This window comes from Streptococcus sp. SCPM-O-B-15304 (M98) (assembly GCF_058200215.1).
Window position 1 is genome coordinate 17,623 of sequence record NZ_JBYQGQ010000015.1, and the last position, 17,361, is coordinate 34,983.

General features: G+C 37.6%; 17 protein-coding genes and 1 pseudogene. 4 read left to right on the forward strand and 14 right to left on the reverse strand.

What is annotated here, in order from left to right; all coding sequences use genetic code 11:
- Positions 1-160: 160 nt before the first annotated feature.
- Positions 161-1,210 carry an ABC transporter permease gene (locus AC3E7H_RS08670; RefSeq protein WP_000653797.1) on the reverse strand — a complete coding sequence of 350 codons (1,050 nt, stop codon included), beginning with the start codon at positions 1,208-1,210 and terminating at the stop codon, positions 161-163.
- Positions 1,207-1,938 (reverse strand): ABC transporter ATP-binding protein, encoded by a 732-nt coding sequence (locus AC3E7H_RS08675; RefSeq protein WP_049508263.1) that lies wholly within the window; start codon positions 1,936-1,938, stop codon positions 1,207-1,209. Before AC3E7H_RS08675 ends, AC3E7H_RS08670 begins: the two co-directional genes overlap by 4 nt.
- A gap of 67 nt (positions 1,939-2,005) precedes the next feature.
- Between AC3E7H_RS08675 and AC3E7H_RS08680 the strand changes: the two genes are divergently transcribed.
- From AC3E7H_RS08680 to AC3E7H_RS08690, 3 genes are all read left to right on the forward strand, one after another.
- The gene (locus AC3E7H_RS08680; RefSeq protein WP_490676401.1) at positions 2,006-2,416 is read left to right on the forward strand and encodes an HIT family protein; all 411 of its coding nucleotides are present in this window, start codon (positions 2,006-2,008) and stop codon (positions 2,414-2,416) included.
- A 9-nt stretch (positions 2,417-2,425) separates the two neighbouring features.
- On the forward strand, positions 2,426-2,713 hold the full coding sequence (locus tag AC3E7H_RS08685; RefSeq protein WP_045763640.1) for a hypothetical protein: 288 nt from the start codon (positions 2,426-2,428) through the stop codon (positions 2,711-2,713).
- 79 nt (positions 2,714-2,792) lie between these two features.
- Positions 2,793-3,446 (forward strand): hypothetical protein, encoded by a 654-nt coding sequence (locus tag AC3E7H_RS08690; RefSeq protein ID WP_490676402.1) that lies wholly within the window; start codon positions 2,793-2,795, stop codon positions 3,444-3,446.
- A gap of 152 nt (positions 3,447-3,598) precedes the next feature.
- On the opposite strand, the pseudogene AC3E7H_RS08695 reads toward AC3E7H_RS08690, so the two are convergent.
- The 3 genes and pseudogenes from AC3E7H_RS08695 to AC3E7H_RS08705 all read right to left on the reverse strand — a co-directional run.
- Positions 3,599-3,786: pseudogene (locus AC3E7H_RS08695) on the reverse strand (bifunctional phosphoribosylaminoimidazolecarboxamide formyltransferase/IMP cyclohydrolase); the annotation flags it as partial.
- Between the two features lie 130 nt (positions 3,787-3,916).
- A complete protein-coding gene (locus AC3E7H_RS08700) occupies positions 3,917-4,681 on the reverse strand; it encodes a hypothetical protein (RefSeq protein ID WP_075228512.1) in 765 nt (254 codons plus the stop codon).
- Positions 4,682-4,683: 2 nt separating this feature from the next.
- Positions 4,684-7,389, reverse strand: a complete 2,706-nt coding sequence (locus tag AC3E7H_RS08705; RefSeq protein ID WP_075228532.1) for an RNA-directed DNA polymerase — start codon at positions 7,387-7,389, stop codon at positions 4,684-4,686.
- A gap of 355 nt (positions 7,390-7,744) precedes the next feature.
- Between AC3E7H_RS08705 and tnpA the strand changes: the two genes are divergently transcribed.
- The gene (tnpA, locus tag AC3E7H_RS08710; RefSeq protein ID WP_075228513.1) at positions 7,745-8,179 is read left to right on the forward strand and encodes an IS200/IS605 family transposase; all 435 of its coding nucleotides are present in this window, start codon (positions 7,745-7,747) and stop codon (positions 8,177-8,179) included.
- A 136-nt stretch (positions 8,180-8,315) separates the two neighbouring features.
- On the opposite strand, the gene dnaJ is transcribed toward tnpA, so the two are convergent.
- The 9 genes from dnaJ to glnA all read right to left on the reverse strand — a co-directional run bounded on the left by dnaJ (position 8,316) and on the right by glnA (position 17,338).
- Entirely contained in the window at positions 8,316-9,452 is a 1,137-nt protein-coding gene (dnaJ, locus tag AC3E7H_RS08715; RefSeq protein WP_490676403.1) for a molecular chaperone DnaJ, read from the reverse strand.
- Positions 9,453-9,720: 268 nt separating this feature from the next.
- The gene (locus AC3E7H_RS08720; protein ID WP_485681304.1) at positions 9,721-10,353 is read right to left on the reverse strand and encodes a DJ-1/PfpI family protein; all 633 of its coding nucleotides are present in this window, start codon (positions 10,351-10,353) and stop codon (positions 9,721-9,723) included.
- A 284-nt stretch (positions 10,354-10,637) separates the two neighbouring features.
- Positions 10,638-12,461: a molecular chaperone DnaK gene (dnaK, locus tag AC3E7H_RS08725; protein WP_490676404.1), complete on the reverse strand. Its 1,824-nt coding sequence runs from the start codon at positions 12,459-12,461 to the stop codon at positions 10,638-10,640.
- A 244-nt stretch (positions 12,462-12,705) separates the two neighbouring features.
- Complete coding sequence (grpE, locus tag AC3E7H_RS08730) at positions 12,706-13,221, reverse strand: nucleotide exchange factor GrpE (protein ID WP_045763635.1); 516 nt, start codon at positions 13,219-13,221, stop codon at positions 12,706-12,708.
- A 26-nt stretch (positions 13,222-13,247) separates the two neighbouring features.
- Complete coding sequence (hrcA, locus tag AC3E7H_RS08735) at positions 13,248-14,282, reverse strand: heat-inducible transcriptional repressor HrcA (protein ID WP_316108642.1); 1,035 nt, start codon at positions 14,280-14,282, stop codon at positions 13,248-13,250.
- A 161-nt stretch (positions 14,283-14,443) separates the two neighbouring features.
- Positions 14,444-14,956, reverse strand: coding sequence for a DUF2812 domain-containing protein (locus AC3E7H_RS08740; RefSeq protein ID WP_490676405.1), 513 nt, complete (start codon positions 14,954-14,956; stop codon positions 14,444-14,446).
- Between the two features lie 21 nt (positions 14,957-14,977).
- Positions 14,978-15,553 carry a DUF2812 domain-containing protein gene (locus tag AC3E7H_RS08745; RefSeq protein WP_490676406.1) on the reverse strand — a complete coding sequence of 192 codons (576 nt, stop codon included), beginning with the start codon at positions 15,551-15,553 and terminating at the stop codon, positions 14,978-14,980.
- Positions 15,553-15,873, reverse strand: a complete 321-nt coding sequence (locus AC3E7H_RS08750; RefSeq protein ID WP_070460245.1) for a PadR family transcriptional regulator — start codon at positions 15,871-15,873, stop codon at positions 15,553-15,555. Before AC3E7H_RS08750 ends, AC3E7H_RS08745 begins: the two co-directional genes overlap by 1 nt.
- Positions 15,874-15,991: 118 nt before the next feature.
- Positions 15,992-17,338: a type I glutamate--ammonia ligase gene (glnA, locus tag AC3E7H_RS08755; protein WP_004251784.1), complete on the reverse strand. Its 1,347-nt coding sequence runs from the start codon at positions 17,336-17,338 to the stop codon at positions 15,992-15,994.
- Positions 17,339-17,361 lie beyond the last annotated feature (23 nt).

Below are 17,361 nucleotides of genomic sequence, written 5' to 3' on the forward strand. Positions count from 1 at the left end.
TAAAAAGAAGCTGAGACAGATTGAACTCAACTTCTTTTTTAGTATCATATAAGCAATGTTATACTCAATGAAAATCAAAGAGCAAACTAGGAATGCTCAAAGCACCGCTTTGAGGTTGCAGATGGATGCTGACCTAGTTTGAAGAGATTCTCGAAGAGTATTAGTCCTGCATCTGACGTTTCACCTGATAAGGGAGATACAAGATTTGCAAGACCAATCCAGCTCCAAGGAGGGCTAGAAGGGCTAGTTTTTCTTGGAGGGTAATCAACCCAACTACCAGTTGAACCAATAAAACAAAACCAGTCAATCCTCGGACAACTGCCTGTAATCCCCTTTCCTTTTGCCCCTTGTCTAGCGGAAAAAGTTGGGTCAAATATTGGTAGTCAAAGGCATGATAGAGGGCCAATAACTGAAAGAGCAAGAGATAGTTAAATAAAACTACCACTGCTGTCGCTATCCAAGACTGCTCGATAAAGATCAACGCCAGCAAAGATAGGAAGAGGAGGCGAAGACTGAGGGCAAAAAGATCTCCATTTCGCAGATAAGAACGAAGATAGAGGTTCTGCCAAATCTTGCTCGGCACCTTCTGAACTACTCTTAGGATAGCATCTAGATAAGCTCGTCTCTTGACACTGTTTGAAATTCCCTTGACTTGGGTAAAGAGGGCAAAGAAACGAAGTAAAAACTGCTTGCGTTTACTTTCTTGGGCAATCACATAGTCCCAGTCCAGATGATTTGCACTAAAAAACTTGCCTGCTTTTTTCTGAAACAGGAAATATTTCCCGACTCCCAACAGAAGAACATAGACCCCAAAAACTCCTAAGCCTAAACCCATGGCTAAAAATAACGGAGCAAAAAAGAGCAAAAAGAGAGTCTGTACACTAACCCAAAAGATGAAGGAAACTAAACTTTGCTTCTGGATGTGTTCTCTCACTTCTTCTTCAGCTACTAAGAGAAAGAGCTTATCAGGCGCTTCCACATAGGTTGCTATTCCTCCCCAAAGTAAGAGTAAAACAGAGACAATCCCAATTAAACCTAGGATTGGTAAATGATTCTCAGGAAAATGCTGGAGCAGCTGACTATACTGATAGGCTAGAAAACCTACTAAGACCAGTAAAAACAAGACAAAGTGATCATTGAGCACATATCGAAGATAACCGACACACTCTTTACGAAAAGCCTGCTTTCGCTTTAGAAACAAGTCTTTCATCGGTCCTCCTCTTTGGTCAAAGCCAAATAGATATCATTGAGACTTGCTTCCGGCATAGCAAAAGCTTGTCTCAGCTCTTCAAGATCCCCTTTAGCTCTGACTTGACCTTTGTGGAGAATGACAAAAGAATCACACATTTTTTCAGCAGAGTCAAGAACGTGGGTACTCATGAGGATAGACTTGCCTTTTTTCTTTTCAAGATCCAAAAGCTGAATCAAGTCCGAAATTGCCAAGGGATCAAGACCAAGGAAAGGTTCATCAACGATAAAGAGACTCGGATCCACGACAAAGGCACAGATAATCATGACCTTCTGTTTCATCCCTTTTGAAAAATGAACAGGGAACCAATCCAACTTCTGATCCAAACGGAACATTTTTAAAAGAGGTTCTACACGTTCAAAAGCTAGGTTTTGCTCAATACCATAGGCCATGGCAACCGTCTCGATATGCTCTCTGAGAGTCAATTCCTCGTACAAACTAGGAGTTTCAGGGATGTAACCAATCTGCTGACGATATTCACGAGGATTGGCACCTAAGGTTAGCCCGTCAATGTTTATTTCTCCACTATAAGGTGTCAAAAGTCCAATAATTTCATTGATGGTCGTTGATTTTCCAGCACCATTGAGACCAATCAAACCGACCAACTGTCCACTTTCGACTGTAAAGGACACATCTTTCAAGACAGGAACATGAACATAGCCCCCTGTCAGATTTTTAATTTCTAACATATTTTCTCCAAATCTGGTATAATGTAGCTATATTATATCAAAATTCAATACAGTAGAGGTAGATTTTATGTCAGATTGCATTTTTTGTAAAATTATCGCAGGAGAGATTCCCGCATCAAAGGTTTACGAAGATGATCAAGTTCTTGCCTTCCTTGATATCTCACAAGTAACACCTGGTCACACCTTGGTCGTACCAAAAGAACACTATCGCAACCTTTTAGAAATGGATGCTGCAAGTGCCAGCCAACTTTTCGCCCAAGTACCAAAGATTGCTCAAAAAGTCATGAAAGCTACCAAAGCTGAAGGTATGAATATCATCGCCAACTGCGAAGAAGTTGCTGGACAAACTGTTTTCCATACCCATGTCCACCTCGTTCCTCGTTATGGCGCAGATGATGACCTAAAAATTGACTTTGTCGCTCATGAACCAGACTTCGGCAAACTTGCCCAAGTCGCTGAAACGATCAAAAACGCTTAAGGAGTCACTATGAAACTATCAAACTTACTACTTTTTGCAGGCTCTGCAGTCGGTTCATACCTCCTCGTTAAGAATCGCCAAGCTATCACTGAAGAGGTTCTAGATACAACTGATCGTGTTGAAGCCATTAAGGATGACTTGGATATCATCCAAGATAGCCTGCAAATTATCGACCAACAAAAAGAACTCATCAAGGAATATCAAAAAGATTTGACCTATAAGTTTAAAGTCTTGGAAAAAGACGTCCAAACGAGACTTGCTGTACTAAAAGAATTGCAGGAAACTGAAGAAAACTAAGGGAAACTCCAATTTCCTTAGTTCCCCTTTAAATCCATTTTGGGTTATCAGATCTTAATAGACAAGGGAGGGCATGAAAATGAAACAGTTTTTTAAAGTTTTGACGCGGATCATCCTGATTATTTGTGGTGGCCTCTGCCTTCTTGTAGCCCTAGCATTTCTAATACTGGCCAATCTGTTCAAGGCCTCACCGAGTGACATCAGAAAAGGAAATGAAGCCTTAAAACAAATCTTCATCTCCCTTGACCTGCCTCCTGAGAAAGTAGAGTCAAATGGAAGCTATCAATTCGAGGGTGGAGGCTTAGATTTTTATGTGACTTTCTCAGATGAGGTCATCAATAGCAACCCTGTCCTAAAAGAAAGTCCCAACCTCACTAAAAACCGACTCAAAGTCTATGTCTTAAACACAGGAGATATTTCCTACCATTCAGTAGAAGACAACTTATTCAATCATGGTTTATTCCAATTTTTAGAGGAGGAAAGCAGGAAGTATTTCCAAGAAATCGGAAAGAAATCAAATCCTTCTTACTTTATTCTATCTTGGCAGGATCAGGAAAGTCTGAAAAAGGGAATCGCATTCTATGAAAAAGCTTTGAACTTGGTGGATATTCAGGATAATTCGGCGACTAAGCGCATTGATACCGTCACAGTTAAGCCTGGCAAAGAAGCGGAGTTCAAGCAACTCATCCAGGATATGGATGCGGCAGGCTTACTCAAGCAAAAGTATAAATAATAGGCTAACTGGAAAATGATTTTTCGACGCTAAATTTTCAAAGATAACACAAAAAGAGCCATTCGGCTCTTTTCAGATTGAAGACAAACACCATTTGGAATGTTTGTCTTCGGTCTGAAATCCTCGGCTGACCCGAAGATTTTTTCTATTTCTTAAAGCCTAAAATGCCGTAGACCGGTGAAAATCATAGTCAAGCCATGCTTATCATCTGCGATAATAGACTCCTCATCACGGACAGATCCACCTGGCTGGTTCGACCCAGTCCAACACTGGGTGTTATGTAGTCATTCGTCATGATGATATCATTTGATTTCACGTATTTGACAGCCTTCCAAGCAAAATTAAAAGTTCTTCTTTTTTATTAATATTATTTAAATCAAAACTAAATAATATGAGCTACGAAAGAAAATAATCGTAAAAATTTTCCATCATTCAAAGCATTAACCGCTTGTTATAATATGTACTTATGGTTATAAAATAGTTAAATCATACTTATCAATTCGCTCTTCGTCTTTTTTTATAACAATATGAATATCAACTTCATGTTGAAAACTATATGATTCAAATGCAAGTTTCAGTAACTGGAGTCGTTGCATAGAATTTAAACTTCCTTCTTTAAATTGAATATTCCCTCCTATAACAGAGCAAACAACTGCCTTCCCATGTGCATTATCATCTATAAATTGACAAAGTTCATATATCATCGAAAAGTAATCTGTATACGTATTTAATTCAATATTATTGGTATTTGTATACTCTGCTATCCTCAATAGAAAGTAATTATCGCAAGCGATAATTCTTTCCTCTGATTCTTTTAGTTCATTCAGTCTTTGATTATCTATACAATTGTTATCTCTAAATTGAAACTGAACTGATTTTATTCGTATATCAGCCTGATCACAATCTAAATTTCTATCCATAGGTATTACTTTTATAAATTTATTGAAATCTTCATCAAATATATTCCCATAATATATATTTAAAATTAATTTTGAATCTTTACTAACATAACGATATAAATATTTTTCTAGTATTTTATCTAATACGTATTTATTCCAAAACCAAGCTCCCAACAATGAAAACATAACAATGGCCAACTCAAATTGTAGAAAATAACATTTTGGAATAATAAGTTGCAAAAACTGTAAAAAACTAAATATTGATGCCCAGGGGAAGAGCCACTTCAATATATGTTGGATGATATCTTGTCTTTCTTTCTTTTTTTTCAAATTCATTTTTATTTTCCTAAATTTCTATAATAGTATTTTGGAGGATTCTGCTTCATAGTGTTATCTTGATTATGTAATCGTTTATATTTTATTGCATCTAAATCAACCTCACAAATATCAACATGAGTATTTTTGGCACCCTTATGGATTGAAATCTGCCTTCTATATTCTTCCTTATACGGGCTAAACACTTCAACCCCCCCTAGCTGTGAATAATTGGTTATAGTTGACACAGCCATCAAATCACGTGATAAACTTTCTGCTATCTGTTTATAATACTTAATATCCTTATTATTAGTAATTAAATGTACTACCTCTGGTTCTTCTTTTGATATTTCATACTTCAAATCTAAAGAAGCTGCTTCATAACAATTTAATACCGCATGGGTACTATCCTTGAATTTTACTATATGCTGATTTTCCCAATCGGATGAGTCAGGAATATAAATTTCCCAATTTTTGTTACGACTGAACCTACTTCCCTGAAATATTTCATATTCAATAGGTGAAGGGTATAATTTTGGTAGTAAAATAATCTCCGTATCTTTATATTCTTTCTCTCCTTTCAACACTTTAAAGGGTCTAATAATAAATGTTAAATTTAATACTTTATTCTCGTTCTCTAGATAGATAAAATCCAAGCCACCAATTACTAATATTTTTGTTTTTCTAGCAAACCTGACAAGTGAATATATTTCTTGCAATGGTATACCTTGTTCAGGATACAATAAAACATCTGTTTTATTCCTATCTGCTTCATTTAGCGTAAGTATAATGTCTTTTATATTGGATTTATTTTTTGAATAATCTTCAAAATATTTTAGTCTCTGACTATATGTTTCAAAATTACTCTGAGATAGCACAATTTTTTTCTTATAGTTATAATCCCCAATTTTTATTCCGTCATTACCATCAAAAACAATAATACCTTTTTCATTATGATAATTATTTCGAAAATTCTTTTTTACTACATCCAAAAAATTTTTGTCAACATTTGAAACAACTAATGATCTAGAGCAACTAAATTCAGCCAATTTTCTTAATTGCTTCTCAAAATAAAATAGACTGTCCTTTTCAACTATATTTCTTAATTTATATCTTGGATATCGAAAGTACTCTTGTATTTGATATAACGAAGTACCATATCGAGCTTTAAAAGTATGTTCAAGATTATTCTTGAAATTTGATAGAAAAATCTTAAACAACTTACTTTTTGGCTCTACATTTTCTTCTAGAGACTGGAGCCTTTTCATAAATTCTAATTTATCCAATTTAATACTAGATTTTTTTGCCAATTCTTCACACAATAGAATTTTATTTGAAACTAATTCAATTATAATTAACTGATACCAATAATCAAATAAATTCAAAAAAAATTCATCATCAACAAATGAGTAAAAGTATTTAAGAAACTTCTTTGCCAAGTTTACATTCTCTTCATCAATGTCCTCTTTAAGATTCCAAAAAATATAGTTGAATACCGTAGAAATAGTCCGACTAATATACTTTTTATCTCTGACTATTGTAAATAAGTCTGAAATTTTCGTAAGTCCTTGCGTTAAGTTATAGGCATTTTCAAATTCTTTATCATATTCATTAGGGTCTATTAATCTATAACTATCACTGGAAAGTTGTTGAGTTTCTTTCGCGAATTTATTCAAATAATTGATATCGTTCCGTTTATTAACAATAAAAAATAATGTTTTATCTTCACTAAGTTTGACGGACTTCTTCTCATTTAATTTAAGTGAATCTCTTATTTGTGTGATTTTTGCTTTTATATTATCTATTTCAGGCAAGTCTCCTGGTTTATATTTTTCAGAAACATCTGTTTTTACCAAAAAAACAATATCATCTACATATCGACTATAGTTTACTGGATAAAACGTTTGCTTTATTTTATTGTCTAAATCTAATAGATAAAAATTGATTAAAATGTTGCTGGGTAAAAATCCAATTGGCAAAACTGTTTCAGAAACTAAATTATTATCTACTTTTGAATCTTTTAAAAAATCTCTTATTCCTTCTAACTCATTATACTTTTCTATAATCTTAAAAATATACTCTGTAATAAATTCAAAATTCTTTGTATAATTTTGTCCTAATTCTTCTACTAATTCTTTTTTTAACTTTTCGACATTTACATTGTAATAACATCTTGACAAATCTGTTTGTACATATATGCCTGTTTCTTTTTCTTCTATCCATTGACGCATCTTATTAAAATTCGAATCTCTGAATTCAGAATAAGCATCGAAATATGGGTTAAAAAAACTACTTTGAGATTGAGAAAGTCTATTAGCATATACATCATCTTTAAGCCTACTATCAATTAATCTAGCAACAGTTTCTAACCAAATTGCACTCACAATAAAATCTTGTAAACTTATCTGAATAAAATAATTAAATTCGATCTTTCCTGATATTTTTTTAGATGAAGAAAAAGTAACAACATTGTGAGATTGATTTTCAGATTCTTCTCTAACTTTTTTATACATTGAAACTGCTTTAATTTCGTCTAAGCAAGGCTCAATTGTCTGACTTATTAACTCCTTCTTAATAGAAGAAATTCTTGAAACAAGCATATCTAGAAGATTTTCCTCTTTATCTCCACTAAACCAAGCTGACCAATTGTAAAACATTCTCTTGTTGTATTTTAACTCATTTAAAATTTTTGTAGCTACAATTTTTTCATTAACATCATTAATATCCATATTGTTTTTATCTATCAATTGATTATACCTCTTCACTCTCCATAATCTTAGTATATCAAATTTTTTTTGCATTTAAAACTTAAATATAATACTTGCAACAAAAAACATCCAATTTCTTGGATGTTTCAAATTTAAGACAAAGTCCTTAGAACTCAAGTTTCTAAGGGCTTTTCTTTTTATGGTTTCAAGCCAGTTTTTCTCATAGAGAAAAACAAGAAAACCACCAGCTATGCTGGTGGCTGAAAAGGCTTCTAGCTTCCATTTATTTTTTCAAGTATAATCTAATTGTTCAGGTTAGATAAAGGAGGAAAAATAAATGGCTAAAACCAGTTACAGTTTATCACATACCAAATGAATGTGCAAATATCATATAGTTTGCACACCTAAGTATCGCCGTAAGGCGATATATTACAAAGTCAGGTCGGATTTGATAGATATTATTAAACATCTATGCCGTTGTCGTGGCGTGGAGATTATCGAAGGTCATATGATGCCAGACCATGTACACCTGCTTGTACTGATACCTCCCAAACTTTCGATTTCCGATTTTATGGGGTATCTCAAGAGTAAAAGTGCATTGATGATATTTGATAAGCACGCTCATTTAAAATATAAGTATGGAAATCGAAAGTTCTGGGCTAGAGAATACTATGTAAGTACCGTTGGACTAAACGAAAAGACCGTAGCTAAATATATTCGCGAGCAGGAAAAGAATGACATTGCACTCGATAAGCTGAGTGTAAAAGAATATGAAGATCCGTTTTCTGATGGTGGATTTAGAATAAGGTAAAAGCCCGTTGTGACGGGCATTAGTCAAGTAATATAGCACGACCTGAACGAAGTTCAGCGAGCGTCTTTAGACGTCGCTGAAGAGAAACGGCTTATAGCCGGTGTACAAGCCACCCGTTTTCACGGGTGGTTATGATTCATTCTCCTTCAAAGGCATCTTTAATATGGTCAAAGAAGCCCTTTTTCTTAGGATTGACTTTTAGATCACCAGCAACTGCGAATTCTTTCAAGGCTGCTTTTTGGCGGTCGTTCAAGCCTGTTGGTGTTACAACATTAACAGTAACGTATTGGTCTCCAAGGGCACCACCACGAAGACTTGGAGCTCCCTTACCACGTAGGCGGAATTTCTTACCAGTCTGAGTTCCCTCTGGAATGACTAATTCTACATCACCATGAACTGTAGGGATGTCTACTGTATCACCAAGTGCTGCTTGAACAAAATTGAGGTTCAAATTGTAGAAGATAGTAGTTCCTTCACGTTCAAATTTATCACTAGCTTCAACTGAAACTACTACATACAAGTCACCATAAGGGCCTCCATTAAATCCGGCTTCACCTTGACCAGCTAGGCGGATTTGTTGACCTGTTTCCACACCAGCAGGGATTTTTACGTGTACGCTATGGGCTTGTTTTTCATGACCAGTTCCATGACAAGTTGTACATGGATCTTTGATTTCTTGACCACGGCCATGACAGACATCACAGGTTACTTGGCGACGCATCATACCGAGTGGTGTTTGAGTATCAACATTGATCACACCTGAACCATGACAGCGTCCACAAGTGACTGGACTTGTTCCAGGTTTAGCACCAGACCCATTACAAGTACGACAGCTTGCTTCACGATTGTATTTGACTTCCTTTTCTGTACCAAAAATAGCTTCTTCAAAAGTCAAATGAACGCGATACTGGAGGTCGTCACCTTGACGAGGGGCATTTGGATTACGTGATGCACCGCCACCACCAAAGAAACTTGAGAAGATATCTTCAAATCCACCAAAGCCACCTGCTCCATCGAAGCCACCGAAACCGCCTGCACCACCAAAACCACCATTGGCACCAGCAGCACCGTATTGGTCATAGGCAGCACGTTTCTGTTCATCGCTCAAAGTTTCATAAGCTTCTTGAACTTCCTTGTACTTGTCTTCAGCTCCAGGATCCTTGTTGATATCTGGATGATATTTTTTAGATAATTTCCGATAGGCTTTCTTGATCTCATCTTGAGACGCATTCTTAGAAACACCCAAACGGTCATAAAATTCAGTATTGTTCATACAAGATACTAAGAGCGAACAGAAAGCGACTGAAATTTAGGAAACCGACAAGAAATCCTGATTTCTTAGGAGGTTTATCTAATTTCCAAGCTTTCCGCTCGAGTTCAATTCCCCGAACGCTCTTTGTTCCTTTCTATTGATGTTGTGAATCAAACCACGAATTTAGGTCGGGTTCAATTCCTTTCTTTCATATTGAGTAAGAAACTTTAGAACTCGAGTTCAATTCCCCGAACGCTCTTTGTTCCTTTCTATAATTTTCATGTAATCTTTAGAGGCTGTTTTCTATACTCTGCTTCACTTGATCAAACTCTTGGTCCGATAGAGTAAATATCAAATCCTCTTCAGCGTACTCGTTCTGTTCTTTAAAATAGTTATCCGTATTCTCTGCCAACCCTAAACTTAGAATCACTTTTCTTGCAAACTCTTGGTGCGCAAAGCCTATAGCCGTAATGATTTGTTTATCTTGCACAACCAGTTTGGGTTGGAAATTCTCACGAGGAAGAAATTCAAAATAATCAAAGAAGTTTTGCCAAATTCCACCTGTAAATTTCGTGTCCTTAAACAGACCTGCTTTCGCCAATAAAAGAGGCGCTGAAGAAATGGCTGCAATGAGGATATCTTGATCACCAAGGTCCCTCAAAAACGAAATCAATTTCTCATCCTGTAGGGCAGGTCCTATGTTTACCATTCCTGGCAAAATGGCACAAGAATAATCTTCTAGATTTATTTGATCCAGTGTTTTGGTCGGTTGACAGGGCAAACCATCCTCAGAGACCACCATCGAGTGATCTGAAGCGACATAATCAATCGTGACGTCAAAAGACAGAGCTAAAGTACTTGTTAAAGCGGTTATCTCATAGAGAGAAAAATTAGGATAAATGATACAAAGTACTTTTTTCATTCGCAACATCCTCTATTTTACCGAAAAACAGAGGCTGGGTTGCAACCTCTGGATTTCTTCTTATTATTACGACGTTCAAAAACAAAGTCGATTATACTTTGTTTTTGAACTAGTAAGGCGTTTAGGCAAGTCGCCATAGCGATTGCCGTAGAATGACAATCACTTTAGTGATTAGTCATTCTTAACGAGTTAAGCTGAATTGAGTTTCGGATTAAAGGAATCCTAAAATCTCGGAACCTTTCTTTATTTCAGGAGGTTCCGCTAAAACAATCCACTGGATTGTTTTACTTTTCAGTAAACTCTCCGTCTACGACGTCATCGCCTGCGTTTCCTGTTGCTTGTGCGCCTTCTGCTCCTGCTTGAGCTTGTTGGGCTGCTGCGGCTTGTTCGTAGAGTTTAACGGCAAGTCCTTGAGCTTTTTCGTTCAATGCTTCAAGTTTTGCTTTCATTTCGTCCAAGTTGTTGTCTTCTTGGGCTTTCTTAAGCTCATCAAGGGCAACTTGGGCAGCATCACGTTCTGCATCGAAGCCTTTACCTTCAGTTTCTTTGATTGTCTTTTCAGTCGCAAAGATTGCTTGGTCTACTTCGTTACGAAGGTCAACTTCTTCTTTACGTTTCTTATCTGCTTCAGCGTTAGCTTCTGCATCTTTCATCATGCGATCGATTTCTTCGTCTGTCAAACCTGAGTTAGATTGGATAACAATTGTTTGTTCTTTTTGAGTTCCAAGATCTTTGGCTTTAACAGATACGATACCGTTCTTATCGATATCAAATGTTACTTCGATTTGTGGAATACCACGAGGTGCAGCTGGGATATCTGTCAATTGGAAGCGTCCAAGAGTCTTGTTATCTGCTGCCATTGGGCGTTCACCTTGAAGAACGTGGATATCAACGGCTGGTTGGTTGTCTGCTGCAGTTGAGAAGACTTGTGATTTAGATGTTGGAATAGTAGTGTTGCGGTCGATGAGTTTTGTAAATACTCCACCCATTGTTTCGATACCAAGTGACAATGGTGTTACGTCAAGAAGGACAACGTCTTTAACATCACCAGTGATAACACCACCTTGGATCGCAGCACCCATGGCCACAACTTCATCAGGGTTTACTGATTTGTTTGGTTCTTTACCAGTTTCAGCTTTAACAGCCTCAACAACTGCTGGGATACGAGTTGAACCACCGACAAGGATCACTTCGTCGATTTCTGACAAGCTCAAACCTGCATCTGAAAGGGCTTGGCGAACTGGAACCTTTGTACGTTCTACGAGATCACGAGTCAAATCGTCGAATTTAGCACGAGTCAAAGTCATTTCCAAGTGAAGAGGTCCAGCCTCACCAGCAGTGATGAATGGCAAGCTGATTTGTGTTGAAGTCACACCAGAAAGGTCTTTCTTCGCTTTTTCAGCTGCATCTTTCAAACGTTGAAGCGCCATCTTGTCTGTTGACAAATCAATGCCGTTTTCTTTCTTGAATTCTGCTACCAAGTGGTCGATGATTTTTTGGTCAAAGTCGTCACCACCGAGTTTGTTATCCCCTGCAGTTGCCAATACATCAAAGACACCATCACCGAGTTCAAGGATAGATACGTCAAATGTACCACCACCAAGGTCGAATACCAAGATTTTTTCTTCTTTGTCAGTCTTGTCCAAACCATAAGCAAGAGCTGCTGCAGTTGGTTCGTTGACGATACGTTCTACTTCAAGACCAGCAATTTTACCAGCGTCTTTTGTTGCTTGACGTTGAGCATCGTTGAAGTAAGCTGGAACTGTGATAACTGCTTTAGTTACTTTTTCACCAAGGTATTCTTCAGCATAACCTTTCAAGTATTGAAGGATCATAGCTGAGATTTCTTGTGGTGTGTATTCTTTACCGTTAGCAGAAACTTTTTCAGAAGTACCCATCTTAGATTTGATAGAAATCACTGTATCTGGGTTTGTGACTGCTTGACGTTTTGCAGCGTCACCAACGATGATTTCACCGTTTTTGAATGACACTACAGATGGAGTTGTGCGGTTTCCTTCTGGGTTTGCGATGATTTTGCTTTCAGTTCCTTCAAGAACTGCTACTGCTGAGTTTGTTGTACCTAAGTCAATACCGATAATTTTAGACATGTGTTTTTCTCCTTGTTATTTATTCTCTTTTTTCTTTTTGATATTTTCCTTGCAAGCCTCCGGCTTGCTTCTTATCTTTCTTTCATAGTTTATTGTCGTTTCGGACAAGGTTTCAATGTATATAAGTTGCGACACGAGAAGTCGAAATCGATATTATTTCGACGACGAGTTAGTAAGGAGGCTAGGCAAACGCCATAGCGATTGCCGTTTTCTGACGAGTTGCTTTAGCTACCGTCAGAATTGCCTAGTTATAAACCACTACCATAGCCGGTCTTAGGATGCGGTCATGGAGTTTGTAGCCTTTTTGGAAGACTTGTGCGATGGTATCTGCTGGATGTTCGTCATCTGCTGGGACTGTTTGAATGGCCATATGGTAGTTATGGTCAAATTCTCCATCTGCTGGAATTTCTTCAATTCCTTCTTCTTTCAGAGCATGTACCAAACTTTCTTGGACCATTTCCAAGCCCTTCTTCACATCATCTGTCAAACCTTCGACGGCAAGGGCACGTTCAAGGTTATCCAGTGATGGCAAAATTGCTTTTGCCAAATCTTGGCTGCGGTAGCGTTGCAAGAGTTGACGTTCTTCATTGGCACGGCGCTGAATGTTTTGCATTTCTGCATGAGCTCGAAGGTATTTGTTTTCAAATTCTTCGGCACGTTCATTCGCCAAGTCCAATTCAGACTTCTCAGGAGTTGTTTCTTCAGCTGTTTCCACAACTTCCTCTTCTTTTACTTCTTCATTTTTAATATCTTGGGCCATTTTCGCCTCCTTTAATGATTTCAATCTTAATTCACTTCATAGTGATTACTGCTGAGATAGCGGTAAAAATCCGTCAACTTCATAGTCAAAACTCGATTAACTACATTGAGTTGATTGACCAATTGTTGATAATCCAGATTAACGGGACCTATAATCGCAAGGATTCCAAATCCACGATAGGGAATCAGGAACTTACTGCTAATCACTGCTAAGTCAGCTAAACAGGATTCTTGGCTATCCGCAACTCGGACACTTTGCATCTGGTCGCCAATCAGATTTTCTCGAATCTCCAAAGCAACCTTTTGTGGCTGATCAAAAAACTGATAAGCTGCTAGATTAGCAAAATTCAAGAGATTGACTTTCCCAGAAACCACGATATTTTCATTGAACATTTCTTTAAAGATATGTTCGACGAGATCCATAACATTATCCGTTGTTGTGAAGTAACGTTGGATAATCTGCGGAATCTCTGTCCGAATCTTATAGTGAATATCCAAAACAGTCTGATCCAAGAAACGTTCTTGAATCATGGTCTTGAGGCGATTTAAATCCTCCTGCAAGAAATTTCTCGGAATCAAAAACTGACTGGTAACTGTTCTAGACTCATCAAGCGTAAAAACAGCAAGAGCTGTATGTTGCCCGAGGACAACAATATCAAAAGCTGTCAGCTTCTGCCTACTTGGTTCTACATCCAGCGCTACAACCGTACAACCACTCAAGTCTGTCAAGATTCTCGTTGCCTCTTGAAGAATATCCTCTAGCTTGAAGAATTCTTGATCAAAGGCTTTTACAATCTCATAAACTTGATTCTCGGCTAAACGGTCGAAGGATAAGGAGTGTTTGACATAGTATTGAAAACCAGCCACACTCGGCATCCGACCACTGGAAGTATGTGCCTTTTCAAGCAAACCTTGCTTTTCTAAAGCCGCCATGTCATTTCGAATGGTAGCACTACTAGAGTTGATAGACTCTTGCAAGGCTTTGGATCCAACAGGTTCGTGCGTTTTGGTAAAGATGTCAATAATCAGATTTAAAATACTCTGCTGACGTTCCGTAACCATCTCGTCACTCCTCTCTGATAGATCTTTTTAGCACTCGACACATCCAAGTGCTAACTTATGATTCTATTATACACCCTTAGAAAAGAATGTCAAGACAAAAACTCAAAAAATTAGCACTCTTTTATCAAGAGTGCTAAAAATCGGTCTGAGGACCTAGAAAATCATCCTACATTCACAAGATATTTCTTTTTAAGTCTGTAAAAACTATAGATTAGATAGGAAATCATGAGGGCATAAAGGGCAAAAATAAGGAAGAAAGACTGAGAGAGACTTTCGCGAAACAAGCTCATACAAACAACTAAACCGCCAGAGATAGAAACTGTAGATGTACGAAGTCTAGATTTCACATCAGCCCATCGAAGACGATTGTCCATGAAAGATTGATCATTTGAATCTACATCACAAGTTGCTTTTCGAAACACAGAATAAGAACAATTTTCCACAAACTCCCATCCTCTATCCTTAATACTTTGTAAATCTACCTCATTTTTTCTAAGGTAGCTAGTATCCCACACACGGTAAATCATATCATTTGGTCGGCATTGCTCAAAATAGAAAAAGCCAAAACGATTCGATTTAAATTTCCAACCTTTCAGATGCATCTCATGTAAATAATCTTCTACCTTATCCAAATCAAAAATGGTAAACATTCGAAATTGTACTTTGCTATTCATTGTCTAACCTCCAAAATGGTCTTATTTATCAGATAATTCTTTCCACTTTTGAAGCAATCTCCAAAAAATATAAGAAATCTGAATCGTGAAAACTATCAATAAAGTACAGTTTATGATAACAATCAAGAACATTCCCCAACTGAAAGAACTACCTCCACTGACAAACTTTGAGAAAACCGGTAGTAGAGCTGAAAAGAGAAGCAAAATAGGAAGCATCCGCATTATTAAAATGCGCTTGACCATGGCTAACTTCCCGGCCGCGTCATTATAAATTTCAAACTCGGCATCCGACTCAACTCCAGAATAAAGCTTTCTAAAATAGGAAAACCCATTAAAGTCTGTAATATGCTCCCAGCCACAATCTTTAAACAGTTGTAAATAGGAAGCTCTTTCTGATTTTTTCATAGGATAAAAGTCCAACTGATAAACCACCTGCTCTGGTTGGCACTTTTCAAAAGTATACTTAACCGCAACTACTAAGTTAGAGTAGCTTACTTCCTTAAGTTTCCAGCCCTGAGCATGCATTTCTCCGAGATAGAGAGCCTCTCTATCATAATCCGCAATGGTAGCAATTCTATAAACAACTTTCTTTTCCATCAAAGCTCCTCCCGACTATTTCTGTAGAGCCGTTCAATACGTTTGACTTCAATTTCTAAAACTTTCTGACCCAAGTCAGTTATCTGATAAATCTTTCGTTTTTCCTCTTCTCTAACAAAGGAAATCAAACCATCTTTTTCCATCTTTGACAGGGTTCCATACATGGTCCCAGGACTAATGGAAACCTGCGAATCTGTCATCTCTTTAACCTTTTGAGTAATACCATAGCCATGGTTCTCCTTTTGCAGACAGAACAGAATATAAAAACCCGTTTCAGTCATGGGAAGGTAGACACGCCTAATCTTATCTGTTAATTCCATTTAATCAGACCTCCTATTTAGTTCGATATATCGCATCTCGTTATATAAAATATATCACATCTCGATATAAATTGCAAGAAAAAAAATCGTCCTCACGGACAATCTTTCTGATTTATCATTAGTATAGATCTAGGTAGTTATCAATTTCCCATTGTGAAACGAAGGTTGCATAGCTTGCCCACTCGATGCGTTTAGCTTCAAGGAAGCTAGTGTAGATGTGTTCACCTAGAGCTGCTTTAACCACTTCGTCTTCTGTCATGGCCTTCAAAGCGTTGTGAAGAGTTGATGGAAGGTCTGTGATGCCAGCCTCTTTACGCTCTTCTGCAGTCATGATATAGATGTTTTCTTCGATTGGCGCTGGTGCTTCGATTTTGTTTTCAATACCGTGCAAACCAACTTCCAAAAGCACAGCCATAGCGATATATGGATTTGCCATTGGGTCTACTGAGCGCAACTCCAAACGAGTTCCCATTCCACGAGTAGCAGGAACGCGGACAAGTGGTGAACGGTTACGACCAGCCCAAGCGATGTAAACCGGCGCTTCGTAGCCTGGAACCAAACGTTTGTATGAGTTAACGGTCGGGTTCATGATAGCTGTGTAGTTGTAGGCGTGCTTGATCAAACCACCAAGGAAGTGATAAGCTGTTTCTGACAATTGCATTCCTTTTGGATCATTTGGATCAAAGAAGGCGTTGTTCCCTTCATCATCAAACAAGGACATATTGCAGTGCATTCCTGAACCAGCGATACCAAATTTAGGTTTAGCCATAAAGGTTGCATACAAACCATGTTTACGCGCAATTGTCTTTACAACAAGTTTAAAGATTTGAATCTTGTCACATGCACGAAGAACTTCATCGTACTTAAAGTCAATCTCATGTTGACCTACGGCAACTTCGTGGTGACTGGCTTCTACTTCAAATCCCATCTTGGTCAAGACATTTACAATCTCACGACGGGTATTATCAGCAAGGTCTGTAGGCGCCAAATCAAAGTAACCACCCTTGTCATTCACCTCAAGAGTTGGGTCTCCATTTTCATCAAGCTTGAATAGGAAGAATTCTGGTTCCGGACCAAGATTGAAAGATTTGAATCCAACTTTCTCCATGTGATGAAGAGCTCGTTTAAGGTTGCTTCGAGGATCTCCAGCAAATGGCTCTCCTTCTGTTGTATAGACATCACAGATCAATCCTGCGACACTACCGTTCTCATCTCCCCAAGGGAAGACAGTCCAAGTGTCCAGGTCAGGGTACAAGTACATATCTGATTCATTGATACGAACAAACCCTTCAATAGAAGATCCATCAAACATAGCCTTGTTTGACAAGACCTTGTCTAGTTGTTCATCTGTAGCAGGAATTTCGACGTTTTTCATTGTTCCCAAAATATCTGAAAACATGAGACGGATAAAGGTTACATTTTTTTCCTTAACTTCACGACGAATATCTGCAGCTGTGATTGGCATGGTTTTTCTCCTTATATATGACG

Bases quoted from the DNA above. Each gene is read 5' to 3' on its own strand.
- AC3E7H_RS08670 (WP_000653797.1), bottom strand. From the start codon at position 1,210: ATGAAAGACTTGTTTCTAAAGCGAAAGCAGGCTTTTCGTAAAGAGTGT.
- AC3E7H_RS08690 (WP_490676402.1), top strand. From the start codon at position 2,793: ATGAAACAGTTTTTTAAAGTTTTGACGCGGATCATCCTGATTATTTGT.
- AC3E7H_RS08705 (WP_075228532.1), bottom strand. From the start codon at position 7,389: ATGGATATTAATGATGTTAATGAAAAAATTGTAGCTACAAAAATTTTA.
- dnaK (WP_490676404.1), bottom strand. From the start codon at position 12,461: ATGTCTAAAATTATCGGTATTGACTTAGGTACAACAAACTCAGCAGTA.
- AC3E7H_RS08740 (WP_490676405.1), bottom strand. From the start codon at position 14,956: ATGAATAGCAAAGTACAATTTCGAATGTTTACCATTTTTGATTTGGAT.
- AC3E7H_RS08700 (WP_075228512.1), bottom strand. From the start codon at position 4,681: ATGAATTTGAAAAAAAAGAAAGAAAGACAAGATATCATCCAACATATA.
- hrcA (WP_316108642.1), bottom strand. From the start codon at position 14,282: ATGGTTACGGAACGTCAGCAGAGTATTTTAAATCTGATTATTGACATC.
- AC3E7H_RS08675 (WP_049508263.1), bottom strand. From the start codon at position 1,938: ATGTTAGAAATTAAAAATCTGACAGGGGGCTATGTTCATGTTCCTGTC.
- AC3E7H_RS08685 (WP_045763640.1), top strand. From the start codon at position 2,426: ATGAAACTATCAAACTTACTACTTTTTGCAGGCTCTGCAGTCGGTTCA.
- AC3E7H_RS08680 (WP_490676401.1), top strand. From the start codon at position 2,006: ATGTCAGATTGCATTTTTTGTAAAATTATCGCAGGAGAGATTCCCGCA.
- grpE (WP_045763635.1), bottom strand. From the start codon at position 13,221: ATGGCCCAAGATATTAAAAATGAAGAAGTAAAAGAAGAGGAAGTTGTG.
- dnaJ (WP_490676403.1), bottom strand. From the start codon at position 9,452: ATGAACAATACTGAATTTTATGACCGTTTGGGTGTTTCTAAGAATGCG.
- AC3E7H_RS08745 (WP_490676406.1), bottom strand. From the start codon at position 15,553: ATGGAAAAGAAAGTTGTTTATAGAATTGCTACCATTGCGGATTATGAT.
- tnpA (WP_075228513.1), top strand. From the start codon at position 7,745: ATGTGCAAATATCATATAGTTTGCACACCTAAGTATCGCCGTAAGGCG.
- AC3E7H_RS08720 (WP_485681304.1), bottom strand. From the start codon at position 10,353: ATGAAAAAAGTACTTTGTATCATTTATCCTAATTTTTCTCTCTATGAG.
- glnA (WP_004251784.1), bottom strand. From the start codon at position 17,338: ATGCCAATCACAGCTGCAGATATTCGTCGTGAAGTTAAGGAAAAAAAT.
- AC3E7H_RS08750 (WP_070460245.1), bottom strand. From the start codon at position 15,873: ATGGAATTAACAGATAAGATTAGGCGTGTCTACCTTCCCATGACTGAA.